The organism is Streptomyces lincolnensis (genome assembly GCF_021173675.1).
In the GTDB taxonomy this organism is placed as follows: Bacteria; Actinomycetota; Actinomycetes; order Streptomycetales; family Streptomycetaceae; genus Streptomyces; species Streptomyces lincolnensis_B.
This window is the reverse complement of the sequence record NZ_JAIHON010000013.1, coordinates 299,070-324,583: the sequence shown is the minus strand read 5'-3', so window position 1 is coordinate 324,583 and position 25,514 is coordinate 299,070. Positions and strand designations below refer to the sequence as shown.

The 25,514-nt window shown below is 72.8% G+C and carries 20 protein-coding genes; 8 read left to right on the top strand and 12 right to left on the bottom strand.

Going from position 1 to position 25,514, the window contains the following annotated elements:
• The first annotated feature begins 128 nt into the window (after positions 1–128).
• The 6 genes from K4B79_RS35460 (at position 129) to K4B79_RS35435 (ending at position 6,624) form a co-directional block, all read left to right on the top strand.
• Complete coding sequence (locus tag K4B79_RS35460) at positions 129–1,214, top strand: mechanosensitive ion channel family protein (protein ID WP_232031547.1); 1,086 nt, start codon at positions 129–131, stop codon at positions 1,212–1,214.
• Between the two features lie 121 nt (positions 1,215–1,335).
• Entirely contained in the window at positions 1,336–3,555 is a 2,220-nt protein-coding gene (locus K4B79_RS35455) for an NADP-dependent isocitrate dehydrogenase (protein WP_232031492.1), read from the top strand.
• A 150-nt stretch (positions 3,556–3,705) separates the two neighbouring features.
• Entirely contained in the window at positions 3,706–4,320 is a 615-nt protein-coding gene (locus tag K4B79_RS35450) for a DUF1963 domain-containing protein (RefSeq protein ID WP_232031490.1), read from the top strand.
• A complete protein-coding gene (locus K4B79_RS35445) occupies positions 4,268–4,489 on the top strand; it encodes a DUF1963 domain-containing protein (RefSeq protein ID WP_232031488.1) in 222 nt (73 codons plus the stop codon). Before K4B79_RS35450 ends, K4B79_RS35445 begins: the two co-directional genes overlap by 53 nt.
• A 34-nt stretch (positions 4,490–4,523) precedes the next feature.
• Positions 4,524–5,321, top strand: coding sequence for an N-formylglutamate amidohydrolase (locus tag K4B79_RS35440; RefSeq protein ID WP_232031486.1), 798 nt, complete (start codon positions 4,524–4,526; stop codon positions 5,319–5,321).
• 79 nt (positions 5,322–5,400) lie between these two features.
• Positions 5,401–6,624 carry a cytochrome P450 gene (locus tag K4B79_RS35435; RefSeq protein ID WP_232031484.1) on the top strand — a complete coding sequence of 408 codons (1,224 nt, stop codon included), beginning with the start codon at positions 5,401–5,403 and terminating at the stop codon, positions 6,622–6,624.
• 18 nt (positions 6,625–6,642) lie between these two features.
• Here the strand turns inward: K4B79_RS35435 and K4B79_RS35430 are convergent, their stop codons facing one another.
• The 3 genes from K4B79_RS35430 to K4B79_RS35420 are packed head-to-tail and all read right to left on the bottom strand — an operon-like array spanning position 6,643 to position 9,226.
• On the bottom strand, positions 6,643–7,134 hold the full coding sequence (locus K4B79_RS35430) for a hypothetical protein (RefSeq protein ID WP_232031545.1): 492 nt from the start codon (positions 7,132–7,134) through the stop codon (positions 6,643–6,645).
• A gap of 5 nt (positions 7,135–7,139) precedes the next feature.
• Positions 7,140–7,715 (bottom strand): RNA polymerase sigma factor, encoded by a 576-nt coding sequence (locus K4B79_RS35425; protein ID WP_232031483.1) that lies wholly within the window; start codon positions 7,713–7,715, stop codon positions 7,140–7,142.
• A gap of 59 nt (positions 7,716–7,774) precedes the next feature.
• The gene (locus tag K4B79_RS35420; protein ID WP_232031482.1) at positions 7,775–9,226 is read right to left on the bottom strand and encodes a S8/S53 family peptidase; all 1,452 of its coding nucleotides are present in this window, start codon (positions 9,224–9,226) and stop codon (positions 7,775–7,777) included.
• Between the two features lie 170 nt (positions 9,227–9,396).
• On the opposite strand from K4B79_RS35420, the gene K4B79_RS35415 reads away from it, so the two are divergent.
• Positions 9,397–11,964, top strand: a complete 2,568-nt coding sequence (locus K4B79_RS35415; protein ID WP_232031543.1) for a CHAT domain-containing protein — start codon at positions 9,397–9,399, stop codon at positions 11,962–11,964.
• A 107-nt stretch (positions 11,965–12,071) separates the two neighbouring features.
• On the opposite strand, the gene K4B79_RS35410 is transcribed toward K4B79_RS35415, so the two are convergent.
• Positions 12,072–13,880, bottom strand: a complete 1,809-nt coding sequence (locus K4B79_RS35410; protein ID WP_232031481.1) for a LuxR family transcriptional regulator AbsR2 — start codon at positions 13,878–13,880, stop codon at positions 12,072–12,074.
• 72 nt (positions 13,881–13,952) lie between these two features.
• Here K4B79_RS35410 and absR1 point away from each other — a divergent pair, with 72 nt between their 5' ends.
• Positions 13,953–15,038, top strand: a complete 1,086-nt coding sequence (gene absR1, locus K4B79_RS35405; RefSeq protein WP_232031480.1) for a beta-glucuronidase AbsR1 — start codon at positions 13,953–13,955, stop codon at positions 15,036–15,038.
• 124 nt (positions 15,039–15,162) lie between these two features.
• Here absR1 and K4B79_RS35400 read toward each other — a convergent pair whose 3' ends face one another.
• From K4B79_RS35400 to K4B79_RS35375, 8 genes are all read right to left on the bottom strand, one after another.
• On the bottom strand, positions 15,163–16,539 hold the full coding sequence (locus tag K4B79_RS35400) for an NtaA/DmoA family FMN-dependent monooxygenase (RefSeq protein ID WP_232031479.1): 1,377 nt from the start codon (positions 16,537–16,539) through the stop codon (positions 15,163–15,165).
• Positions 16,540–16,569: 30 nt separating this feature from the next.
• On the bottom strand, positions 16,570–17,787 hold the full coding sequence (locus K4B79_RS35395) for an LLM class flavin-dependent oxidoreductase (RefSeq protein ID WP_232031478.1): 1,218 nt from the start codon (positions 17,785–17,787) through the stop codon (positions 16,570–16,572).
• Positions 17,788–17,871: 84 nt separating this feature from the next.
• The gene (locus K4B79_RS48710; protein WP_374208544.1) at positions 17,872–17,958 is read right to left on the bottom strand and encodes a putative leader peptide; all 87 of its coding nucleotides are present in this window, start codon (positions 17,956–17,958) and stop codon (positions 17,872–17,874) included.
• A 154-nt stretch (positions 17,959–18,112) separates the two neighbouring features.
• On the bottom strand, positions 18,113–18,982 hold the full coding sequence (locus tag K4B79_RS35390; RefSeq protein WP_232031477.1) for a glutathione S-transferase C-terminal domain-containing protein: 870 nt from the start codon (positions 18,980–18,982) through the stop codon (positions 18,113–18,115).
• A 72-nt stretch (positions 18,983–19,054) separates the two neighbouring features.
• Positions 19,055–19,177 (bottom strand): putative leader peptide, encoded by a 123-nt coding sequence (locus tag K4B79_RS48015; protein WP_269464314.1) that lies wholly within the window; start codon positions 19,175–19,177, stop codon positions 19,055–19,057.
• A 101-nt stretch (positions 19,178–19,278) separates the two neighbouring features.
• Positions 19,279–19,434: a hypothetical protein gene (locus tag K4B79_RS35385; RefSeq protein ID WP_232031476.1), complete on the bottom strand. Its 156-nt coding sequence runs from the start codon at positions 19,432–19,434 to the stop codon at positions 19,279–19,281.
• A 340-nt stretch (positions 19,435–19,774) separates the two neighbouring features.
• A complete protein-coding gene (locus tag K4B79_RS35380) occupies positions 19,775–20,785 on the bottom strand; it encodes a hypothetical protein (protein WP_232031475.1) in 1,011 nt (336 codons plus the stop codon).
• A 9-nt stretch (positions 20,786–20,794) separates the two neighbouring features.
• Positions 20,795–25,510 carry an RHS repeat-associated core domain-containing protein gene (locus K4B79_RS35375; protein ID WP_232031474.1) on the bottom strand — a complete coding sequence of 1,572 codons (4,716 nt, stop codon included), beginning with the start codon at positions 25,508–25,510 and terminating at the stop codon, positions 20,795–20,797.
• Positions 25,511–25,514: the final 4 nt, after the last annotated feature.

Here is a 25,514-nt window from a genome sequence, read left to right as displayed (position 1 = left end):
TACGAACTCCTGTACCGGATACGGCAGGATGAGCGGTCGCGCGACCACGAAACCTTCACGGTCGCGCGACCGCACATCCAGCAATGCGAACAGGTGGCAACGTGGCGGCAATTGAACGGGATCTCACCATGGACGACCTGGTCGTCGCCGGAATCGCCGTGGTGGCGGGGCTGGTGGCGGCGTTCCTGCTGCGCATGCTGCTCAAGTGGCTGGGCAAGCACGCCGGACGCACCACCTGGAACGGCGACGACGTGATCGTGGCCGCGCTCAGAACCGTGGTGCCGTCGGCGGCGGTCGCGGGCGGTGTGGCCGTGGCGGCCGCGGCGCTGCCGCTGACCTCGGCGGTCCAGCGGACCGTCAACCAGGTCCTGACCGTGCTGCTGATCTTCGTCGTCACGGTGGCGGCGGCCCGGCTGGTGGCCGGGCTGGTCCGGACGGTCACCGCGTCCCGCTCGGGTGTCGCCGGGTCGGCCACGATCTTCGTCAACATCACCCGGGTGCTGGTCCTGGCCCTCGGTTTCCTGGTGGTGCTCCAGACCCTGGGCATCTCCATAGCGCCGATGCTCACCGCCCTCGGCGTCGGCGGTCTCGCGGTCGCCCTGGCCCTCCAGGACACCCTGGCCAACCTCTTCGCGGGCATCCACATCCTCGCCTCCAAGACCGTCCAGCCCGGCGACTACATCCAGCTGAGCAGCGGCGAGGAGGGCTATGTCGAGGACATCAACTGGCGCCAGACGACCGTCCGCAACCTGTCCAACAACCTGGTCGTGATCCCCAACGGGGAACTCGCCAGGACGAACATGACCAACTTCATGCGTCCCGAGCAGGAGCTGACGATCCTGCTCCAGGTCGGGGTGGCCTACGACAGCGACCTGGACCACGTCGAGCGGGTGACCAACGAGGTCATCGGCGAAGTGATGACACAGGTCGAGGGCGCCCTGCCGGACCACGAGCCGATCATCCGCTTCCACACCTTCGGCGACTCGCGCATCGGCTTCACGGTGATCCTGGGCGTCGGCGAGTTCAGCGACCAGTACCGGATCAAGCACGAGTTCATCAAGCGCCTGCACCGGCGCTACCGAGCCGAGGGCATCCGCATCCCGGCCCCCGCCCGCACGGTCGCCCTCCAGCAGGGCTCGGTGTCGATCCCGCAGCAGCGCGGCGCGGAGAGCGGGATCGAGGCGGGCGAGGTGCCCGTCGCCCGGATCGACTGATCCTGGGGACCTCCGGGCTCGTCGGCATGTCCTGATCCGGATGCGGACCCCTGTCGAGCCCGGGACGGTCACGAGATATCTTGATGTCGAGCAATGTTGCAGACGTGGAGCGGAGCACCCGGTGACTGACTCGACCATCATCTATACGCACACTGACGAGGCCCCGGCCCTGGCGACGTATTCGTTCCTGCCGGTGGTCCAGGCGTACGCCTCGCAGGCGGGTGTCTCCGTGGAGACGCGGGACATCTCGCTGGCCGGGCGGATCATCGCCGTGTTCCCGGAGTACCTGACCGAGGACCAGCGCATCCCGGACGCCCTGCACGAGCTGGGCGAACTGGCCAAGACGCCCGAGGCCAACATCATCAAGCTGCCGAACATCTCGGCGTCCATCCCGCAGCTCAAGGCCGCCGTCGCCGAGCTTCAGGCGCAGGGCTACGCGCTGCCGAACTACCCGGACGACCCCAAGACCGACGAGGAGCGGGAGATCCAGGCCCGCTACGACAAGATCAAGGGCTCCGCGGTCAACCCGGTCCTGCGTGAGGGCAACTCCGACCGGCGCGCCCCCGCCTCGGTCAAGAACTACGCCAAGAACCACCCGCACCGCATGGGCGCCTGGACCCCCGAGTCCAAGACGAACGTGGCGACCATGGGCGTGGACGACTTCCGCTCCACCGAGAAGTCCGTCGTGATCTCCGAGGCCGGCTCGCTGAAGATCGAGCTGGTCGGCGACGACGGCTCCACCACCGTGCTGCGCGAGTCGGTACCGGTCCTCGCGGGCGAGGTCGTCGACGCCTCCGTCATGCACGTCGCGCCGCTGCGCGAGTTCCTGACCGCGCAGATCGCCAGGGCCAAGGCCGAGGACGTGCTGTTCTCCGTGCACCTCAAGGCCACGATGATGAAGGTCTCCGACCCGATCGTCTTCGGTCACGTGGTGCGCGCCTTCTTCCCGAAGACCTTCGCGAAGTACGGCGAGACGCTGGCCGCGGCCGGTCTGTCCCCGAACGACGGTCTGGGCGGCATCCACAAGGGCCTGGAGGCCCTGCCGGAGGGCGCCGAGATCAAGGCCTCCTTCGACGCCGAGCTCGCCGAGGGCCCCCAGCTGGCCATGGTCGACTCAGACAAGGGCATCACCAACCTGCACGTGCCGTCCGACGTGATCGTCGACGCCTCGATGCCGGCCATGATCCGCACCTCCGGCCACATGTGGGGCCCGAACGGCCAGGAGGCCGACACCCTCGCGGTCCTGCCGGACTCCTCCTACGCCGGTGTCTACCAGGCCGTGATCGACGACTGCCGGGCCAACGGCGCCTACGACCCGTCGACCATGGGCTCCGTCCCGAACGTCGGCCTCATGGCGCAGAAGGCCGAGGAGTACGGCAGCCACGACAAGACCTTCGAGATCCCGGTCACCGGCACGGTCCGCCTGGTCGACCAGAACGGCACCGCCCTCATCGAGCAGACCGTCTCCGCCGGCGACATCTTCCGCGCCTGCCAGACCAAGGACGCCCCGATCAGGGACTGGGTGAAGCTGGCCGTCACCCGTGCCCGCGCCACCGGCGACCCGGCGGTGTTCTGGCTGGACGAGACCCGCGCGCACGACGCCAACCTGATCGCCAAGGTCAACGAGTACCTGGCCGAGCACGACACCGAGGGCCTGGACATCCGCGTCCTCGCCCCCGTCGAGGCCACCAAGCTGTCGGTGGAGCGCATCCGCCGCGGCGAGAACACCATCTCGGTGACCGGCAACGTGCTGCGTGACTACCTGACCGACCTGTTCCCGATCCTGGAGCTGGGCACCAGCGCCAAGATGCTGTCGGTCGTCCCGCTGATGGCGGGCGGCGGCCTGTTCGAGACGGGCGCCGGCGGTTCCGCGCCGAAGCACGTCCAGCAGCTGGTCAAGGAGAACTACCTGCGCTGGGACTCCCTCGGTGAGTTCTTCGCGCTGGTCCCCTCCCTGGAGCAGTACGCGACGGCCACCGGCAACACCCGGGCCAAGGTCCTCGCCGACACCCTCGACCGCGCCACGGCGACCTTCCTCAACGAGGACAAGTCCCCGACCCGTCGCGTCGGCGGCATCGACAACCGCGGCAGCCACTTCTACCTGTCCCTGTACTGGGCGCAGGAGCTGGCCCAGCAGACCGACGACGCCGACCTGGCCAAGGCCTTCGCCCCGCTCGCCGAGACGCTCTCCGCCAACGAGCAGAAGATCGTCGACGAGCTGAACGCCGTCCAGGGCAGCCCGGCCGAGATCGGCGGCTACTACCAGCCCGACCCGGCCAAGGCCGCCGCGGTCATGCGCCCGTCGACCACGTGGAACGAGGCCCTCGCGTCGATCGGCTGACGCGGGAGCCCCTGACGGGGCCGTAGCACTCCCGCCGCCCCGGCCGGCATCGCGCCCGGCCGGGGCGGCGGCATGTCCGGCGGGGGGGGCGGCATGTCCCGGCCGGGGACGCCCAACACCGCCCGCGTACATGCCCGTTAGGGTGATCGCGTGACTGACGAGATCGCGCACAGACTGGACCGCTTCCGGGCCGAGGCCGCCTCCCAGGACCTGCCGTCCGAGGCGGTGGAGGAGTGGATTCGCGGCGTCCGGCCGGCGGCATACCTGGCGGAGGGCGGTGACGGCCCCCTCGTGGCCCGGGTGGGCGGCGACCCGCTGCTGCCGCGGGGCGTCGCGCAACCGTCCGAGCCCTTCGTGGCCTCCGTCGACCTCGCGGCCCTCCCGCCGGGCGCCACCGACCTCCCGCTCCCCTCCGACGGCCATCTGCTCCTCTTCGCGGCGCCCGACGTGAGCGGCATCGGGAAACAAGAGGACGACGCGGTCCTGTACGTCCCCGCCGGGACGCCGACCACCCGGCAATCCGTCGAACACCCCTGGCGCGAGCCGTACCAGGAGCGGGAACTGCGCACGCTCTGGCACCAGTCGGGTCCCCAGATGCCCGAGAGCTTCGCCCTGGACACCTGGGGCGAGGACGCCGACGAGGAGCAGTTCGAGCTCGCCGAGGAGCTGGAGGGCGCCTGGTGGCACGAGAGCGGCCACCGACCCCCCCTGGATGCTGCAGATCGGCGGCCACCCGGTCTCGCCCCAGAACGACCCCGTTCATGACGCCCGCGACGCCGGCCAGGACGCCGACGACTGGACACTCCTGGCCACCTGGAGGTGCGGCGACGACGTCACGGAACTCGACTCCGGCACGGCCCACTGGGTGATCCGCCGCCGGGACCTGGCGGCCCTGCGCTTCGACCGGGTCCACCGCTACGTCGAATTGGCCTGACCGGCCCCCCGCCCGAGCCCTCCGGAGCCGCCCCGTGCCCGCCCCCGCACCGACCTCGTACGCACTGCTGCCCGGTGCCGCCGACTCCCCCGTGATCCTTCATGTGCCGCACTCCGCGCGGGAGATCCCGGCCGACGTGCGCGCCGGGATCGTGCTGGACGACGCGGCCCTGGAGCGGGAGCTGGACCACATCACCGACGCGCACACGGCGGAGATCGCCGAGGCGGCGGCCGGGCTCGCCGGGGTGCCGCCCTGGCGGTTCGTGAACCGGCTGTCGCGGCTGGTCGTGGATCCGGAGCGGTTTCCGGACGAGCGGGAGGAGATGCTCGCCGTCGGGATGGGGGCGGTGTACACGCGGACCACGCACCGGGAGGTGCTGCGGTCGGCCGGTTTCGACGCGGGGCCGTTGATCGAGCGGTACTTCCGGCCGTATGCACAGGCCATGACCGATGCCGTGTCGGACCGGCTGGCGGCGACCGGGCGGGCCGTGATCATCGACGTGCACTCGTATCCGACCCGGGCGTTGCCGTACGAGCTGCACGGTGAGGGCCCCCGGCCGCCGGTCTGCCTCGGCACCGACGCGTTCCACACCCCGCCCGAGCCGCTCACCGCGGCCCGAGAGGCGTTCGGGGAGATCGGGGAGGTGGGGCTCGACAGTCCGTTCGGCGGGACGTACGTACCCCTGGAGTTCTACGGCCGTGATCCCCGGGTGAGCGCCCTGATGGTGGAGATCCGCCGGGACACGTACATGGCGGAGCCGGGCGGACCGGCCGGGCCGGCGCTCGGCCGGCTCGCGCGGGCGCTGGCCGCGCTGGTGGACGCGGTGAGCTGACCTCGTGGGCGCGGCCGGCCGACCTCCGGCTGGAGCACTCCCGCGCGACAGGCGTCCGGGCCGCGGTGAGGGTGGGGGCATGACCGAGGAGACCACCACGCTGACCCCGCAGGCGCCGCCGCCGGTGCGGCACTGGCCCGCGCTCGACCTGAAGGGGCCGGAGTTCGATCCCCTGCTCGCCGAGTTCATGCGCGAGGGGCCGCTGACCCGGATCCAGCTGCCGCACGGCGAGGGCTGGGCGTGGCTGGCCACCCGCTACGACGACGTCAAGGCGATCACCAACGATCCGCGGTTCAGCCGGGCCGAGGTCACCGGCCGCCAGGTCACCCGGCTCGCCCCGCATTTCAAGCCGCGGCCCGGTTCGCTCGCGTTCGCCGACCAGCCGGACCACAACCGGCTGCGCAAGGCGGTCGCGGGGGCGTTCACCGTGGGGGCGGCGAAGCGGCTGCGGCCCCGGGCGCAGGAGATGCTGGACGGGCTGGTGGACGGGATGGTGCGGGCCGGGCCCCCGGCCGATCTGGTGGAGCGGGTCCTCGAACCCTTCCCGATCGCCGTCGTCAGCGAGGTCATGGGGGTACCCGCCGCCGACCGGGAGCAGGTGCACGCCTGGACGCGGACGATCATCTCCACCTCCGGCGGCGCCGAGGCGGCCGAGCGGGCCAAGAACGGCCTGTACGGGTGGATCACGGACACCGTCCGTGCCCGCGCGCACAGCACCGGCGACGACGTGTACTCCCTGCTCGGCGCGGCCGTGGCCCGCGGTGACCTCGGTGAGGAGGAGGCGGTCGGTCTCGCCGGTCCGCTCCAGATCGGCGGCGAGGCCGTCACCCACAACTGCGGCCAGATGCTGTACCTGGTGCTGACCCGCCCCGAGCTGATGGCCCGGCTGCGGCAGGACCCCGCGGCGCGCGGCGTCGCCGTCGACGAGCTGCTGCGCCACATCCCGCACCGCACCTCGGTGGGCCTGGCCCGGATCGCCCTGGAGGACGTCGACCTGCACGGCCACCGGATCGGCGCGGGCGACGCGGTGTACGTCTCCTACCTGGCCGCCAACCGGGACCCGGCGGTGTTCCCGGACCCGGAGCGCATCGACGTGGACCGCGATCCCCACCCGCACCTGGCGTTCGGCAACGGCCCCCACCACTGCACCGGTGCCGTCCTCGCCCGCATGCAGACCGAACTGCTCCTCGGCACCCTGCTGGACCGGTTGCCGGGCCTGCGGCTCGCGGTGCCCGCCGACGAGGTTGCCTGGCGCCGGAAGACGATGATCCGCGGGCCGCAGACCCTGCCCGTCAGCTGGTGAGGGCCGGCCGCCGCGAGGTCAGGCGCGCAGCCACTCGGTGACCACCACCTCTCCGCCGGTCCGCAGCCGCAGCGCGAAGGGGCCGGCGGGGGTCACGTCGGAGCTGAAGCGCCCCATGGCGTCGGCCACCAGCGCGGTGCCCGAATGCGGTCCGACGAGCACCTCGATGCCCGCCGGCTGCGGGGGCAGCACCTGCCCGATCAGCCCCTGCGACGACACCTCGACGTCGACCGTGACGTCCCCGGTGTGGAAGGTCAGCATGCGGGAGACGTCCGTCGCCCCGCGCACCGGAATCGCGTCGACCAGAGAGTCGAAGGTCAGCTCGGCGAGCCGGGCGTCCAGGTCGTGCAACGCGTAGGCCTCCACCGCGAGTTGCCGCAGGGCGGGCGGGACCGGGTCCAGGATGCCCGCGGCCCGGCGCAGCTCCTCCTCCAGCACGTCGTTCTCGAACTCCGCGCCGTCGGCGCCGTCCTCGGGAAATCCCCCGTCGGGAAAGGTCTCGTCGTCCATGTCGCTCACAACGCTCCCCGTGCGTCGAGTCGGGCCCGCAGGCGGCGCAGACAGCGCTGGCGCAGCGGCCCGATGCTGCCCACCGCGATACCGAGCGCGGCGGACACCTCCTGATAGCTGGGCGGCGGCGACGCCATCAGCACCCGCAGCAACTGCCGGCAGCGTTCACCGAGTTCCTCGAACTCCTGCCACACGCGCCGGATCCGCTCCGACTCGGCGGCGGCCTCCTCGGAGTCGAGGAACGACTGCTCGGGCGTCCGGTCGTCGCTGACCCGGTCCAGGACGTGCGGATCGTCCGTGGGCGTCAGCCGCCTCAAGCCCTTGAGCACCTTCAGGCACTCGTGACGTGCGGTGCTCGCCAGCCAGGAGCCCGCCTTCTGCGGTTCGCGGATCCGGCCCAGATGCTGGGCGAAGCGGAACCACACCGTCTGGTACACCTCGTGCGCGTCGGCGTCGGAGAGCCGGTGCGCGCGCACGACGGACCACACCAGTGGGCTCAGCCCTTCCACGAGCGCCTTCCAGGCCGCCGCGTCACCGTCGACGGCGGACTGGACGAGCCCGCCGACATCTGCTCGGTCCACGTCCCCACCCCTCGTGTACGGCAAGTCATCGTACGCCGTGGAAGGGACGGTTCCGGACCTCATGCGCGGGCCGGGCGCTGCACGGCCGGGACCGAGCGCTGTACGACCGGCACCGGCCGCCAGGTGGCCGGGCGCAGCGCCGGCACATGGGCCCCGCGCACCTCCGCGAACTCTCCGTTCGCGGCGATCAGTTGCTTGCGGGCGGCGCGCGGGTCGGTCTCCTTGTGCGCGGTCATGTGCGCGGCGATCATCCCGGCGACGACCGGGGTGGCGAAGGAGGTGCCGCTCCAGTGTGCGAACCCCTCGAACATCACCTGGTCGGGCTTGGTACTCGCGCCGTTCTCGCTCAGCACGCCGGTGTGGCGGGGCGACTGGCAGGTGCACACGTAGGTGAAGCCGTAACGGCAGTCGTCGTACGTGGAGTGCTGGTACTCGTACGGGACGGGCGCGTCGAAGCCGGTCAGGGCGCTGGTGAGGCGCTCGCCGGGGGCGTAGGCGTTCACCCAGGGGCCGTGGTTGCTGAAGCAGGCGCCGAACTCGCCGTCGCCGCGCAGCGCGCCGACCGACAGCACGACGTCCCGGTACTCGGGCAGCGCGGCGTAGGCGGCGGGCCAGAAGGGGGTGGCGCTGGCGTTGTTGCCGGCCGCGGCGACCAACAGGGTGCGCTGCTGCCGGAGTTCCTCCATGAAGGCGGCGACGCCCAGAAGGCCGTCGGTGCGGCCGTTGGAGGTGCCGGCGGAGAGGCTGATGACGTCGGGCCAGCCGTCCCGGTCTACGGCGTCGAAGAGCCGCTCGCCGAACTCGGACTCCAGGATGGCGCCGGCGTCGTTGAGGGTGCTGCGGACGGTGACGTCCGTGTTGGGCGCGACGGCGGCGACGAGCCCCGCGATGAACGTGCCGTGGCCGATGTACTGCAGGAGGTTGCCCCGGCTGTCGGTCTCGGTGCCGTGCAGGTCGCCCTGGACGTGGGCGAGCAGCGGGACGGAGGCGTAGTCGTGGGTGAGGCCGTTGTCGACGACCAGGACGCCCACGGCGCTGTCCGCGGTGTGGCCGCCCTCGGCGGCGGCCGGGTTGGTGCCCTGCGTGAGCGGGGCGGGCACGGGTTCGTCGCCGGGACAGGAGTTCACCGCGATCGACACCACGTGGTTGCGGCTGATCAGCCGGTGCCCGGCGCGTCCCTCGGGTTCGCGCAGGGCACGCAGGGCGTGCGCGACGGCCCGGTCGGCGTGCATGTCGCCGTGGGCCGGGTCGCCGACCTGGATACGGGTGATGCCGGAGCGGTTGGTCTCCGGGCCGGCCCGTCGCACCTGGTCGGCGCTCAGGCCGGTCGCCGCGGTGAAGTGCGTGCGCACGTTGTCCTCGACGATCCGTGCCTCCTCACCGTCACGGGCGAGGACGACACCCTTCTCGTAGATGAACTCCGCGGCGTCGTCGGGGCCGAGGGCCAGGGGGACGTCGGGCATGGAGCGCTGGATCTGATCGAACTGCTCATGGAATCGCTGAGGTGCCATGGCGTGTCCCTCCCACTGAGGCGGTGGTCGTCAGTCAGAGCGGCGGGGCCCTCGATTGATACAGCGGACGGATACAGCTGATGCGGCGCAGGCCTGTTTCGGGTGTGTCCGGGACCACTACCATCCATCAGGTGACAGCGGGAAGCGACTCGGTTCTCGAACTGCTGCCGATGGTGTTCGCCGCGCCCAACGAGGCGCTGGCGAGGGCGGAAGAGGTACTCGGCTCGGATCCCCCGCCCCTGCACGCCTCCGTCGCCCACCAGGTGATCGGTATCTGGCAGCGGGACTGGGGCGACCTCAGGATCGCGCTGCACCATCTGCGACGCGCCCGGGAACTGGCGGTGCGCGCGGAGTCGGCCGACCGGGAGGCGGACGTGCTGGCCGCGCTCGGCGTGGCGCTGGTGCACGCCGGCCGCACCCGGGAGGGCCTGCGGGCGCTGGAACGCGGTGTCGAGGTGAGCGGCGGGCACACCAGGGCCCGGGTGCTGTTCCGGCGGGCGTACGCCTCGTGGGTGCTGGGGCGGCACCGGGAGGCGCTGGAGGACGTACGCCGGTCGATCCCCGTGCTGCGGCAGGCGGACGACGTCATCTGGACGGCGCGCGCGCTGACCCTGCGCGCCACCGTGCATCTCGCGCTCGGCGCGGTGGAGCGGGCGGCCGCGGACTTCACCGCGGCCGAGTCGCTGTGGGACACCACGGGCCAGGAGCACGACAAGGCCGACGCCGTGGAGAGCCGCGGTCTGGCCGCGTTCCGCTCGGGCGACATCCCGGCGGCGCTCCGGCTGCTGGACGAGGCGGAGGAGCGCTACGCCAAGCTCGGCACGCCGACGTTCATGCTGAACATCCGGCGCTGCGAGGTTCTGATGGCCGCCGGTCTCGCCCCGGAGGCGCTGGCCGAGGCGGACGCGGCGATCGCCGTGCTCGACGGCATCGGCGGGCAGTCGACGCGCAAGGCAGAGCTGCTGCTCGCCGCCGCCCGGGCGGCCCGGCTCGGAGGTGATCCGCACACGGCGATCGCGCGCGCGGCCCTGGCCGTGCGGCTGTTCGCCGGGCAGCGCAGGCCCTGGTGGGAGGCGCACGCCCGGCTGGTGCTGATCGAGGCGCGGGTCGCGGCGGGGCGGGCCTCGGGGCGGCTGGTCGCGGACGCGGCCGCGGTGGCCGAGCGGCTGGCCGCGTTCGGCGCGCCGGCCGCGCCGGAGGCGTCCTTGCTGGCGGGGCGGATCGCGCTCGACCTGGGCTGGACGGCGGACGCCGAACTGCATCTGAAGGTCGCCGCGCGCAGCCGGCACGGCGGGCCGCCGCTGGCCCGGATGACGGGCTGGGCGGCGCAGGCGCTGCGGGCCCGGGCGGCCGGTTCCGGCCGGGGCGTGCTGGAGGCCTGCCGGCACGGCCTCGACGTGCTGGACGCGCACCGCACCACGCTCGGCGCGTCGGAGCTGCGGGCCCGCGCGACCGCGCAGGGCGCGGAGCTCGCCGCGCTGGCCCAGCGGGCGAGTCTCGACTCCGGCGGACCGCGCCGGCTGCTGACGTGGAGCGAGCGCTGGCGGGCCACCGTCCTGTCCGCGCCGCCCACCCGGCCGCCCGCCGACCCGGCCCTGCTCAGCGGGCTGACCGCGTTCCGGGAGATCGCCTCCCGCGCCGAGGCCGCCCGGATGGACGGCCGTCCCGTCCCCGCGCTGGAGCGTGACCAGCGGCGCCTGGAGCGGGAGATCCGCTCCCGGACCCTGCACATCAGCGGTGCGGCGCCCGGCGGCGGGCACCGGTTCGATCCGGCGCTGCTGCTGGAACGGCTGGGCGAGGACGTACGGCTGGTGGAGCTGGCCGTGCTCGACGGGCGGGTGCAGGTACTGCTGTGCGGGCAGGGGCGGGTGCGGCGGTTCGAGGCCGGGCTGCTGGCCGAGGCGGAGACCGAGGCCGAGCATGTGCAGGCGAGCCTGCGGCGGCTGGCCCACCCGGGTGCGGAGGCCAGGCTTCCGGTGGTGGAGGCGGCGGGCCGGCGCCTGGAGGAGCTGCTGTTCGGGCCGGCGGCGGAGCGGCTGGGCACGGGCCCGGTCGTGGTGGTACCGCCGGGCCGGCTGCACCGGGTGCCCTGGGCGCTGCTGCCGTCGCTGCGGGAGCGGGTGTTCAGCGTGTCGCCGTCGGCGAGCAGCTGGCTGCGGTCCCGGGACACCGTGCCGCCGCCGGGAGGCCGCCGGGTGCTGGTGCGCGGGCCGGGGCTGGCGACGGAGGGCGCGGAGGTGCCCGAACTGGCCGACCGGTACGGGGGGTCGACGGTGCTGGAGTACGAAGAGGCCCGGGTGCCCCGGGTGTTGGAGGAGCTGGACGGCTCCGAGCTGGCGCACATCGCCGCGCACGGCACGTTCCGCGCGGACAGCCCGCTGTTCTCGGCGCTGCGGATGGCCGACGGCCCGCTGATCGTCCACGACTTCGAGCGGCTGGACCGCAGCCCGTACCGGATCATCCTGTCCTGCTGCGACACCGCCCGGTTCGCCTCGGTGGGCGCCGACGAGCTGCTCGGCCTGGTCACCGCGCTGCTGCCGCTGGGCACGGCCGGGGTGGTGGCGTGCAGCGCGCCCGTCAACGACGCCGCGGTGGTGCCGTTGATGCTCGCGCTGCACAAGGGGCTCAGCTCCGGGCTGTCCCTGGCGGAGGCGCTGCGCGACGCCCGGACCGCGCTTCCGGGCGACGCCACCCACCAGGCCACCGGCTGGGCGTTCTCGGCGTTCGGCGCGGCCTGACCCCCGGTCGTTCGGCGCGGCCCGACTCCGGTGGCACCGGTTGGGTCGGCGGCCTGACCCCTCCCCCGAAACCTGGGGGTCAGACCGCCGGTTCTGGGGCGGTCGGCTCAGGCCGACCGGGTTTCCGGCTGCTCCACCAGCCACGACAGGGCGTCGCGGTCACCGGCGCCGAGCCGGGCGTAGGCGCTGTAGAGGTGGTTGCCCACGGTCCGGACGGACAGGGTGAGCTGCTGGGCGATCTGCCGGTTGCTGAGCCCCGCGGCGGCGAGCGTGACGATCTGCCGTTGCCGGGCGGTGAGTTCACCGAGGGCGGGGCCGGACAGCGCCGGGGTACGGGCGCCCTGGCAGCGCCGGGCCAGGGCCACGGCACGGGTCCGCGAGACACGGGCGGCGCGCGGGTCGCGGTGTGTGGCCACGGCCTGGGCGCGGGCCTCGGCGGCGAACAGCAGGAAGCCGCGCTCCTCCCACTGCTCGGCCACCCGGTCCAGGGCCGGGCCGTCGCCCCGGGCGAGCGCCTCGGCGTGCGCGGCGAACACGCCGGTGAGGCGGCCCAGGGCCCGTTCGGGCGCGCCGAGGCGGACGGCGTCGTAGGGATCGTCGGTGATCGTCTCCAGCGCCACGCCGAGGTCACCGCGGGCAGCCGCCCACCACACGCCCGCGCCCGCGTCCGGCTCGGTGGACACCTCGCCCGACTGCGCGGCGGCCAGGGCGAGTTCGGTACGGCAGGACGGGTCATCGGCAGCGTCCCGCAGTCCCTCCCTCGCCCAGGCCGCCGCCTCCCGCAGTTCCCCCCGCAGGCGTGCGAACCGCGCGCGCAGCGCGGCGTGTCCGGCCGGGACCGTGGCGCCCTCCGCCACCAGCCACTCCCCCACCGGCGTCGGGACCTCCCGCACGTCGTCCTGGGCGATGCCCCGGCTCAGGGCGGCCGACTCCGCCGCCAGGGCCGTGGCACAGCTGTCCGGGGTGCGGGCCAGCCGTTTGGCCCGCAGACGGCCCGCCGCGGCGCGCAGCACCGGCCCGTGCAGGGGGTGGGCGAGACGGACGGCGCCGCGGTCGTCCACATGGACCAGGCCGTCGGCCTCCAGGCGTTCGAGGACGCGCAGGTCGAGGTCGTCGGCGTCGAGCGGCAGGGGCTCGCCGAAGGCCACGCGCTCCAGGGTCTCGCGCTCCTCGGGGCAGGCGCGGTCCAGGACGTGCCCGGCGCGCTCGCGGACGGTCGCGGTGACCGGCACCGGGCCGCGCCAGGCCCAGGTGTCCGTACCCGGAACACGCACGAGCAGCTCGCGCACCGCGCCCACCAGGTCGCGCAGCAACCGCAGGTCGCCCCGGCACAGGCGGTACAGCCGGCCGACGGTGAGCGGTTCCAGCCCCTGCCCGGCGCCCGCCGTCAGCAGCAGGGCCGTCTCGTCCCGGGGCAGCGGTTCCAGGGCCAGGCGCGGCAGCAGCTCCCCGGTCCACAGACGGGAGATCGCGCCGGGCACCGGGACCCCGTCGGTGGCGACGACCAGCAGCCGGGTGCGTCCGTGCACGGCCAGCTGGTGGACCAGGGCGGCGGAGGCGTCGTCCAGCAGATGGGCGTCGTCGACCAGCAGCAGCCGGGTGCCGGACAGCAGGTGGAGCGCGCGGTGCAGGGACACCGACTCGGGCAGTACGGGCGCGAACGCGGCGAAGGGCAGCTGCCGGGTCTCGGGCGTCCCGGCCACCTTCACGCAGTCCGCGCCGCGCAGGGCCTCCGTGGCGAGGCGGGTCTTGCCCGTGCCCGCCGGACCGGTCACCACGATGCCGTGGCGGGAGCCGGTCAGGGCCCTGCGGACCAGTTCGAGTTCGTCCTCCCGGCCGGTGAAGGGCCAGGGCAGTTCCAGCGTCTTGGCGTCCCGTGCGAATGGCGTCACGGTAGATGGAGCACGCCTACTCATCCCTGATACAGGGTGACTTGAGTAGCCCCCGACTCAAGTCACCGGGAGCACGCCGACGGCAGGGTGGTCGCCATGACCGCGCGCTACTGCTCCCTCGCACAGGCGCCGGACCGCGCCTTCGCGCCGGGTCTGGCAGCCGAGCGGCTCAGTGCGCTCATCGGCGGCAGCCGTATGTGGGTCAACAACACCGTGCTGCACTACTACTTCTTCGACGACGACGCCGACGGGTCCGTCATCCCCGTCCCGGGCACCGGGGCGACCCGGCGGGTGACATGGGCCGGCGCCAAGGAGCAGCGGGACGTCGTACGGGAGTGCTTCCGCGAGTGGCAGGACCTCGGCATCGGCGTGACGTTCGCCGAGGTCACCGACCGCTCGGAGGCCGAACTGCGGATCGGCTTCCAGGTCGGGGACGGCTCCTGGTCGACCGTGGGCAAGGACGCGCTCCAGGTCGGGCTGAACGAGCGGACCATGAACTTCGGCTGGGACCTGACCGCGCCCGGGGAGCGCGGGACGGCCCTGCACGAGATCGGGCACGCGCTCGGCATGCTGCACGAGCACCAGAGCCCGTTCGCCGGCATCCACTGGGACGACGAGGCCGTCTACGCCGACCTGGCGGGCCCGCCGAACTTCTGGAACCGGGAGCGGACCTTCTTCAACATCCTGCGCAAGCTCGACCCGGACGAGGTCAACGGCTCCGTCTGGGACCCGCAGTCGATCATGCAGTACCCCTTCGAGGCGGGGCTGATCCTGGAGCCGGAGCAGTACCGCGCGGGCATCGACCCGCCCGGCGTCCTCTCCCCCGCCGACCAGGAGTACGTCCTGCGCTGGTACCCGGCGGCCCGCCCGCCGCGGCCGCAGGCCCTGGTGCCCTTCCGTTCGGCCCCGCTCGCCCTCGGGCCGGGCGAGCAGGCCGACTTCACCGTCGAGCCGCCGGAGACCCGCGAGTACACCGTGGGCACCTTCGGCGAGAGCGACGCCCTCGTCGTGGTCTTCGAGGAGCGGGACGGCGAGCCCCGCTACCTCACCGGCCAGGACGACGGCGGCACCGACCGCAACGCCACGATCAAGGCCCATCTCGTCAAGGGCCGACGCTACTTCGTCCGTGTGCGCCTGTACTCCGGCTGGGGTTCGGGGGAAACGGCCGTGATGTGCTGGTGAGAGCACGTACGGGTCGCACACGGACGAGGATCGGACCATCAGTCCGGCGCCGGGGGAAGCGGTCGGGGGAACGTCACCTTCGGGGGAGGGAGACGTTCCCCCGACCACGCCACGCCGGGGACGCTCAGGACGCTGCCCGTTGCTCACCGCGCACGTCGTCCGGATGAGCCAGACCGAGGTGGTGGCGCAGGGTCGGCCCCTCGTACTCGGTACGGAACACACCCCGTTCCTGGAGCAGGGGTACGACCTTGTCGGCGAAGGCGTCGAGCCCGGTCGGGGTGAGGTGCGGGACCAGGATGAAGCCGTCGCTGGCGTCGGCCTGGACGTACGCGTCGATCGTGCGGGCGACGGTCTCGGGTGAGCCCACGAAGTTCTGCCGGTTGCCGGTGTTGATGACCAGGTCGCGGATGGACCAGTCGCGGGCGGCGGCGAGCTCGCGCCACTCGCGGGCGGTGGCCAGCGGGTCCCGGTACATGCGGACCTGGGCGCGCCCCTGGGAGATGTGGTTCTCGTGGACGTCCGGGTCGATGTCGGGCAGCGGGCCGTCCGGGTCGTAGGAGGACAGGTCCCGGTTCCAGACGAACTCCAGGTGCTTGAGGGCGGTGGCCCCGCTGACCTGCTGTCGGCGCACCTCGCGCGCGAGTTCCTCCGCCTCGGCGTCGGTGTCGGCGAGGGCGAAGGTGGCGGCGGGCAGGATCAGCAACTGGTCGGGGCGGCGGCCGTACTTGGCGAGGCGGTTCTTGACGTCGGTGTAGAAGGCCCGGCCCTCCTCCAGGCCGGCGTACCGGCTGAAGATCGCGTCGGCGTCCGAGGCGGCGAACTCGCGGCCCTCGTCGGAGTCGCCGGCCTGGAAGATCACCGGGCGGCCCTGCGGGGAGCGCGGGACGTTGAACTGGCCGTGGATGTCGAAGTGCCTGCCGGTGTGGACGAAGGAGCCGGCCTTGGCGTCCCGCAGGAACTGTCCCGCCGCCTGGTCGGCGAGGATCTCGTCGCCGTGCCAGGAGTCGAAGAGTTCGTGCGCGGTGGCCAGGAACTCCTTGGCGCGGGAGTAGCGCTCCTGCTGCGGCAGGAAGCCGCCGCGGCGGAAGTTCTCGCCGGTGAAGGCGTCCCAGGAGGTGACGACGTTCCAGGCGGAGCGGCCGCCGGAGAGATGGTCGAGGCTGGCGAACTGGCGGGCCACCTCGTAGGGCTCGTTGAAGGTGGAGTTGATGGTGCCGGTCAGGCCGAGGTGCTCGGTGACGGCGGCGAGCGCGGCGAGGACGGTGAAGGTGTCGGGGCGGCCCACGACGTCCAGGTCGTAGATCTTTCCGCCCTGTTCACGCAGCCGCAGGCCCTCGGCGAGGAACAGGAAGTCGAACCTGGCGCGTTCGGCGGTGCGCGCGAAGTGCGCGAAGGAGCTGAACTCGATGTGGCTGCCGGCCTCGGGGTCGCTCCACACGGTGGTGTTGTTGACACCGGGGAAGTGCGCGGCCAGATGGATCTGCTTCAGCGGCTTGCTCATGGGATCTGCGGGTCCTTCCGACGCGGAGGCTCAGACGGCGGCGTAGCGGCTGGCGGGGCGGGCGAGGCCCAGCAGGCCGCGCAGGGTGTCCGCCTCGTAGGCGGTACGGAAGACGCCCCGGCGCTGGAGTTCGGGGACCAGTCCGCGGGTGATGGCCGGCAGATCGTGGCCGAGGACCGCGGGACGCAGCCGGAAGCCGGTCAGACCGGCCGACCGCAACTCCAGGAGCAGGTCGGCGAGTTGGGCGGGCGTCCCGGTGAAGACGCGGGCGTCACTCGTGTACGGCTCCGGGGTGAGCGCGTCGAGCCGGTCCCGGCGGGCGGCGGCCTCGGCCGGGTCGTCGTCCAGGAAGACCACGAGATCGCCGAAGACGTGCAGGGGTTCGGCCGCCCGGCCCGCGTTCTCCTGTTCGGCGCGGATCTCGGCGACGATCGCTCGGGCGTCGTCGGCGTCGTGCGGGGTGACGTGGCCGAGGTCGGCCCGGCGGGCCACCAGCCGGTAGGGGACGGTCCCGTGGGCGAGGGCGGTGACGAGCGGCTGGCCCTGGGGCGGGCGCGGGGTGATGGAGGGGCCCTTGACGTCGAAGTGCCTGCCCTTGAAGTCGATGTGGTGCAGCTTGTCCCGGTCGACGAAACGGCCGGTGGCCACGTCCCGGATCTCGGCGTCGTCCTCCCAGCTGTCCCAGAGCCGTCGCACGACCTCGACGTGGTCGGCGGCCTCGTCGAGGAGCTCGGTCACCACCGGGCTGTCGTACCCCTCGGCGTATTCCTCGACGGGCGGGACGGTACGGCGGCCGAAGTGGTCGGCCTCGTGCGGGCGGGCGGAGATCTGCACGCGCAGACCCGCGCGGCCGGTGCTGACGTAGTCGAGGGTGGCGATCGCCTTGGAGATGTGGAACGGCTCCGTGTGGGTGGCAACCACGGTCGGCACCAGACCTATGTGGCGGGAGAGGGGTGCGACGCGCGAGGCGATCAGTACGGCGTCCAGGCGGCCGCGGACCTGGTCCGTGCGGCCGTCCAGCTCCAGGTGGTGCGAGGACTGAAGGCCCAGGCCGTCCTCGAAGGTGACGAAGTCGAGCAGACCGCGTTCGGCCTCGGCGACCAGGTCGGCCCAGTAGCCGGCGGTGAACAGCTCACGGGGTCGGGCCACCGGCTCGCGCCAGGAGGCGGGGTGCCAGCCGGTGCCGTCCAGGGCGACGGCGAGGTGCAGCGGAGGGAGAGAAGCGGCAGAAGACGAAGAAGGGGACACGAGGAGGTGCCTTCCTGAAGGTCCGTACGAGTACGCCGGCCCGCGCACGGGCGGGGCACGGCGGCTGGGGCCGGGACGGGTCAGTCAGGAGCGACAGAGCGCGGCGGACACGCGCTGGAGATCGATGTGCGGCCGGGAGTACAGGTGGACGGAGCGGAGTGTGCGCGTCACGTCCGTCACCTCCTCCTGGCGGGTGCCCTTTCGGGCGCGTCGGGCGCGCGGCAGCGCCCGACGGATCTCGTCATGCGTGACAACACCCCGGGCCCGGGATGTGTTCCCCTGCCCCCTGCCCCCTGCCCCCTGCCCCCTGCCCTCTGCCCTTCGGCTACGGCCGACCGGCCGCGTGGGACTCCCAGTCCAGGATCTGCACGGCCGACCCGGCGGCCTCCAGGCCCCGGCAACGGGCGTGGTGACGGCGGGCGATGCCGTCGAGGTCGAGGTGCGCGCCGAAGGCCGGGTGGGCGGCCAGGCGGCGGGCGTAGGCCCACAGGGCGGGATGGTGGGCGACGCGGTGCACGGCGGCGGCGTCCAGGTGGTGGCGGTGCACGGTGTCGAGCTGCACCAGCGCGACCCACAACTCCACGTCGGCGGCGGTGATCCGATCCCGGATCAGGTACTCCTCCGCCACGAGCCGACGCTCCAGCACGCCCAGGGTGTGCAGCAGGTTCCCGAGCGCCGTGTCCCGTTCCGCCGGGTCGGAACCGGCGGCGCCGGCAAGCTGGGCGGCCCTCTCGATCCCCTGCGCGCACATCCGCTCCACGGCCTCGATCTCCGACTCCGCCCCGCACGGGTACGGCGTGGGGCGGCCGCCGCCGAAGTGCCGGGCCAGGTCACGGGTGATGTCGGGCGCGTGGGTGCTGACGATCCGCCCCGACCAGTCGTCGCTCAGCACCGGCCCGACGGCCGCGCCCCGGTACCGGTGCACGCTCGCCTCGTACAGCGGGCGCAGCGCGGAGTGCCCGCCGTCGGGACAGTCCGGGACCGCGTCCAACGGCGTGACGGTACAGACGTCGTCGAGCCCGAGCAGGCTGTGCGTCACGGCGATCCGGAGACCGTCGGGACAGGTCGTGGACAGGTGGAGGCGGTAGCGGCGCGGCACGGCGTAGTGCCCGCTGCGCGCGTCCCGCCCGATCCGTCCGCGGAAGGCCGGGGTCTGCTGGGCGGAGGGGACGGGGGCGAACGGTGTGACGGTCATGGGTCTCCCCGGGGTTCGGCGCGCGGACGTACGCGCGGCGGAGGCGTCGTCGGGTACCAGCGGCGCGAGGGCTCAGCCCAGGGGCCCGAGCGCGCTGCACACCCGCAGCAGATCGATGTGACGGCGGGACGTCAGCAGGGGCGACGGTCCGGACGTACGGCTCACCCGCGCACCGACCGGCTCAAGGCGCCCCATGTTTCCCTACCTGTTCACTAGGATTCCCAAGTGGAGTCTCGATCGGCACCCGGTCCGCGTCAAGGGGGCGTCCACGGGGTGGGCACGGGGGCGGCCCCCGGTCAGCCGGCCGACCGCCACCGCCGCACCAGATCGCCGTCCGTGGTCAGCCAGGTGCCGTCGCCGAGGGCGATGGGGTCGAGGCAGGACGTGCCGGGATACCGGACTTCGGCGACCGGTCGCAGCGTGCGACTGTCGAGGAGGAGGTGGCGGGACACCTGGGACCACTCCTCCTCGGCCGCAGCCGCCAGGACGCGGTTCTTGTCCAGGTGTCCGGTGCCCCCATCGCCGCGTCGAGGAACAGTTGGGCCGGGTCCGTGAGGGACTGTTGGAAGGCGTAGCCGTGGCTCCGCGCGGGGTCGGGCGACGGCCACCGGTGTCCGCGGCTGAACACCCGGGCCGGATCCTGGGCGATCCGGCCCACGACGATCCGCCCCGCGTCCTCGGCGACCAGCCAGTTGGTCCGCCGCCGTACCAGCCGGCCGTCGTAGCGGCCGATGCGGACGCCGATACCGGGCAGCCGGTCCTCCGCGAGGAGGTGCGCGGCGACACGCGTGCTCAGTCGGCCACCCGCCAACGCCGTACGACGTCCCCCGACGCGGTCAGCCAGGTGCCGTCGCCGAGGGCCAGGGGATCCTGGGAAGCGGTGCCGGGGTAGTCGAGTTCGGCGACGGGGCGGAGGGTGTGGGCGTCGAGGACGAGGTGCCGGTTGGCCGTCGCGTCGTCTTCCTCCGACGCGGCGGCCAGGACCCGGTTCTTGTCCAGGAAGCCGGGGCGGTGTCCGACGAAAAGCATCCCCTCGGGGAGGACGTCCTCGGCTTCGGTGACGATGTCCTCCTGGCCCTCCTCCCAGCGGCTCAGCCACCCGCCGCCGACATCCGTCTTGATCACCGCGCCGTTCAGGGCGAGCCCACCGAACGGATCGTTCTCCACGCCGATGTTCTCCACGCGCAGGATGTCGTCGCGCAAGGTGACCGCCAGCGAGTGGAAGGTGTCACCCATCAGCGCGTCGAGGAACAGCTGTGCTGGGTCGGTCAGGGACTGCTGGAAGACATAGCCCGCGGTCGCCGACGGCAGCACCGTCTCGGTGACGGGTCGCCCGTCGGCCAGATCGAGGGCGACGCACAGGTCCCCCGCGTAGGACCCGTCCGCACCGAGATCGCCCGTGGTGGTGACGAGGAGGCGGCGGCCCGAGGCATCGGCGACGCAGGACGCACCGGCGTTCTCCGAGTCGGACCACGGATCGAACTCATGCCGCCACCGCACGCCGGACGCCCCGTCGTACACCGTGACCAGGCCGTTGTCGACCGTCGCGAGCCCTCCGTCCGGCAGAGGCGAGGCGAATCCGTGCCCGTGACCGGGCCGGGGGGCGGGCCAGCGGCGCTGCTCTGCGAAGAGGCGGGAGGTCTCCGCCGCCACGCGCCCCACCAGCGGTTCGTCTCCGGTCGCGGAGACCAGCCAGCAGGCGCGGTCGCGCACCAGGAAGGAGTCGTAACGGCCCGATCGGCTCCCGTAGCCCGGCAGTTCCTCTTCGGCCAGGAGCTCGGCGGAGACGTGTGCGTAGTTCATGGGTGTTGTCTACCTCGGTGAGTGCCGTGCGGGCCAGTAGAACTGTTTCTGCTGGGTGCCCTGGGTGCCTGGATACACCTCGCCGTACATCGCTCCGTTGCTGCCCCGGATCAGCGGGGAGCAGAAGTCCGTACACACGACGTTGGATGCCGCGCCGTGCGTGGGCAGCCAGTCCGGCGTCTGCTTTCCGTCGTTCAGACGACTGAGGTACGCGAGGATGTTCTGTTCGGCGTGCCCGCCCTTCACCCCCGGAGCCACCTTCATGTAGGCGTCGTTGGGAATCGGTACGAGCCCCAGGGACTTGGCCAGTTGGACCTGTGCGTCGTCGAGTTTGCTCTTGCTGGTGCCGGCGACGAAGGTGACCGGCCCCTTGGGCGTCTGAGCGTGGATCAGGGCGACCACCTGGCTGTTGCGGGCCCGGCCCTCCGGCTTGAGGTTGTTGATCTGCGTCGCCATGTCCTCCAGCGCCTGCATGCACGGCGCCAGCCCCATCGGATCGCCAGTCGTCGCCGGATTGTCCACGTACCCCGCCGGGTTGGGCGCGGGTGCCAGGCCCAGGGGGTCCGGGGTGACATAGCGGCCCGGTTCGGGGTCGTAGTGGCGGAAGTGGTTGTAGTGCAGGCCGGTCTCGGGGTCGGCGTACTGGCCGGGGAAGCGCAGGGGGGTGTACGCGGTGGCGTCGCGGCTCCAGGCGGTGCTGCCCCACTCGGTGGTGCGGCTGTGCCAGGCGATGGCGCCGGTGTCGTCGACGAGTTCGGTGGGGGTGCCGATGAGGTCGGTGACGATGGCGAAGAAGCGGGAGTCGGTGTCCCGTTGGTCTCTCTGGTCCCCCTCGTCCGCCCGATCCTTCCGGTCCTCGCCCGCGTACCGTCTCTCCGCCTGGGCGAGCGGCCGCATGCCGTCGTACTCCCAGGTCAGCGTCGTGTGCGTGGTGCTGTCGGTCTGTTCGGAGAGACGTCCGCCGTCCCAGGAGAAGACGGTCTGCTCGACGACCGTGCCGTCGGCGGCGTGCCGGCGCTTGGCGGTGCGGCGGGCGAAGGCGTCGTAGGTGTACGTCCACAGCGTGCCGTCGGGGGTGGTGCAGGAGGTGAGACGGTCCTCGGCGTCCCAGGTGTAGCGCCAGACCTCGGGCTTGCGGGACAGGCGCTTGCGGCGGCGTTCGACGACACGGCCGGCGGCGTCGTAGGTGTAGTGCAGGGACCCGGCGCTGCGCAGCCGTCCGCCGTCGTAGGTGCGAGGGCCGCGGGCGTCGGGGTGCGGGGCGCGGTCGGGCCAGGCGGCCTCGGTCTGGTTGCCCTCGCTGTCGTAGAGGTAGCGCTCGGTCCAGCCGCGGGCGTCGACACCGGTCGGTCGGCCGTCCGGGTCGAGTGTGAACTGCCGTTGCTCGCCGGTGAGTTGGTTGGTGACGGCGAGGAGGTGGTGGTCGGGCCGGTAGGTGTAGGCGCGGGCGCGCAGGGTGCGGCCGTGGGCGGCGAGGCTCTGTTCGCCGACCCGGCCGAGGGCGTCCCAGGAGGTCGCGAGGGTCACGGCGTGGTCGGCGGCGCCGAAGGTGCGGGTGAGTTCTCGGCCGAGGGCGTCGTGGGTGAAGTGCAGCCGGTGGCCCGCGAGGTGCAGCGCCGTGCGGTTGCCGGCCACGTCGTAGGTCTGGGTGGTGACCGTGCCGGTGGGTGTGGTGCGGGCGGTGCGGCGGCCTGCCGCGTCGTAGGTGTAGCGGTGGGTGCGGCCGTCGACCGTCTCGGCGACCGGGCGGCCCTGGGTGTCCCACTCCAACTCCAGGACGGAATCCGGGGATTCGGCCCGGACCAGGCGGCCGGCCGGGTCGTGGGCGAAGGTGGTGACGGTTCCGTCGACGTCCTTCGCGGTGAGGCGGCCGAGGGCGTCACGGTGTTGGGTGACGGTCTGGCCGAGGGGGTTGGTGCGGGAGATCCAGCCGCCCAGGGGGTCGTAGGCGTAGGTGAGGGTGCGGCCGTCGAAGTCGGTCTCGGACGTGACCCGGCCCGCCGCGTCGTGGGTGTAACTCCACGTCCGGCCCGCCGAGTTGCGGACCCCGGTGAGACGCATCTCGGTGTCGTAGGTGAACTCGTGCCGGGTGCCGCCCGGTCGGACGCGGGCCGCGAGCAGGTCGAAGTGGGTGTACTCGTAGCGGGTGGTGCCGCCGCTCGCGTCGGTCTCGGTGAGGCAGTTGCCCTCGGCGTCGTAGGTCCAGGTGGACTCGGTGCCGTCGGGCTCGACGCGGCGCACCAGGCGCCCCTCGGTGGTCCACTCCAGGCGGGTGACGTGGCCGAGCGGGTCGGTGATCGAGGTCGGGCGGCCGAACGCGTCCCGGGTGAAGGTGTGGGTGTGGCCGAGGGCGTCGGTGCGGGCCATGGGCAGGCCGGCCGCGTTCGGCCGGAACGTCTCCGTGGCGCCGGTGGGGTCCGTGATGGCGGTGATGCCGCCGCGCGCGTCGTGCGCGTAGCGGGTGACCGTCCCGTCGGGCGCGATCAGCGCGGTGTTGTTGCCGGCCTCGTCGTACTCGCGCCGCCAGACGGCCCCGTCGGGTCCGGTGACGACGAGCGGCATGCCCTGGTCGTCGTACTCGGCGGTGGTGACGGTCCCGTCGGCCTCGTGGACGGCGAGGAGGTTGCCGTGTTCGTCCCAGGTCCACTCGGTGGTGCGGCCCTGTCCGTCGGTACGGCGGAGCAGGCGGTCGTAGCGGTCCCAGGTCTGGGTGACGGTGTCTCCGAGGGGGTCGGTCTCGGCGACGACCTGGAGGAGGTGGTTGAGGCGGAAGACGGTGGTGGCGCCGGTGGAGTCGGTGAAGTGAGTGACGCGCAGGCCGTCGTCGCCGTACGTGGAGTAGGCGAAGGTCGAGGACAGGAAACCGTCGGGCCCGATCGTGCGGACGACGCGGCCCGAGGCGTCGTACTCGTAGCGGTACGTGGAGTCGTTGCGGTCCGTCCAGGAGGTGAGGCGGCGGTCCTGGTCGTAGGTGAACCGCAGGGGCAGGCCGGAGGAGTTGGTGACCGCGGCGAGGTTGCCGTCCTCGTCGTAGTCGAAGGCGGCGAGCCGGGCGGGGCCGTCCGGGGTGTGCAGGGCGAGGGCGGTGACGCGGCCGAGGGCCGGGTCGGTGGTGACGGTGACGTGGTAGCCGCCGTCGTGGTCGACGGTGGCGGGCAGGCCGTCCTCGTCGCGGCCGAAGCGCAGGGTGTTGCCGTTGCGGTCCTCGACCTCGGTCAGCCAGTACAGGGCCGAGCCCTGGTAGGGGCTGCCGGTGAAGCGGCGGATCAGGCCGCCGGTACGGCAGTCGGTGACCGCGTAGGTGACCTCGCCCAGGACGCCCCGCTCGACGAAGGTCAGCGGCAGCCGCTCGCCCTCCAGGGGCAGCACCTCCTCGCCGTCCTCGCCCGGCAGGCGCGGATAGAGGAGCACCGAGCCGTCCTCGCGGGCCCAGGCGACGCCGGTGCCGGTCAGCTCCAGGCGCTCGTCGAGCGTGGCGGCCCAACTGGGGCCGAACGACCGGCCATAGGTGTAGCCGGACAGATGGGTGCGGCGCAGCACGAGCGGCAGGACGGCAGCCAGTTCCAGGTCCGTCTGGGGCAGCACCAGCTCGCCGCCCGCGATGTCGACCGGGTCGGACTTGCAGCGGCGCTTGTCCAGCGGGATCGCGTTCTCGCGCGGGTTGTCCTTGGCGCCGGCGAGCGAGGTGGGCGGGTTGCGGCGCCGGCCCTCGTCCACTCCGCCCTTGGCGCCGCGGCCGGTGCCGCCCTTGCCGTCGCGCCCGTCGACGCGGTCGACGCGGTCGCGGACGTCCAGGTCGGTGTCGTTGTGGGTCTTCGCGCTGCCCCTCATGGCCCTGGGGAGCTTGTCGCCGACGTGGTCGCCGAGGTCGTCGAGCGCCTTGCCCAGTTTGGTGACCACGCCGTCGATGGTGGTGTCCAGCACGGCCGTCAGGGAGTCCTTGCCCTTGGCCCGGCCGTGGTGCCCCTTGGCCTTGCCGAGCGAACCGCCCGTCCTGCTCTTCATGTTGACCTGTACTCCGGCGAGGTCCAGCCCGGCGCGGCCGTGCGCGTCGTAGTCGATGCCGAGCCTGCCCCCGCCACCGCCGCCACTGGCACCCGAACCACCGCCGCCGCCCGCGGAGTTGAGCCGCATGCCGTCCTTGGCGGCCTGCGCGGTCTGCCCGGTGTCATAACCGTCCTGGAGACCGGTGACGTTCATGGCGGTCTGGATGGCGAGGTCCGCCACGACGTTCTCGATGGCGGCGACCGCGGGTTCGGTGAGGGTGGCGACGATCTCGGAGACGGCGGCCTCGGCCATCTCCTTCAGGATCCGCTTGAAGGCGATGCGGGTGGCCGCGATCTTGGCCCCGGCGAGCAGGGTCGACAGTCCCGCCGTCACGGGTGCGAAGGCGAGCGTGACACCCACCGTGGCGCACAGGTCGGCGAGTTCGGCGACGGCGGCGATCTTCCGGGCGACGATGATGTCCGCCACCCGGTCCAGCGCCCCGCCGACGATCCGGGCCGCAGCGGCCAGATCCTTCTGCTTGCCCTCGACCTTGCGCCAGTGCTCGTCCAGCGCGTTGAGTGACTCGCTCCGGCCGCTGGACAGCAGCCGCTGAATGTACTGGTGTCCGTCGTAGGCATCGGTTTCCGCGTTGTCCGCGAACTCCCGCAGCGAGTCCGCCATGTCGCGGTAGGCGTCCTCGTCGACGTTGGGCCAGCCCACCCCGACGATGTCCAGCATCGTG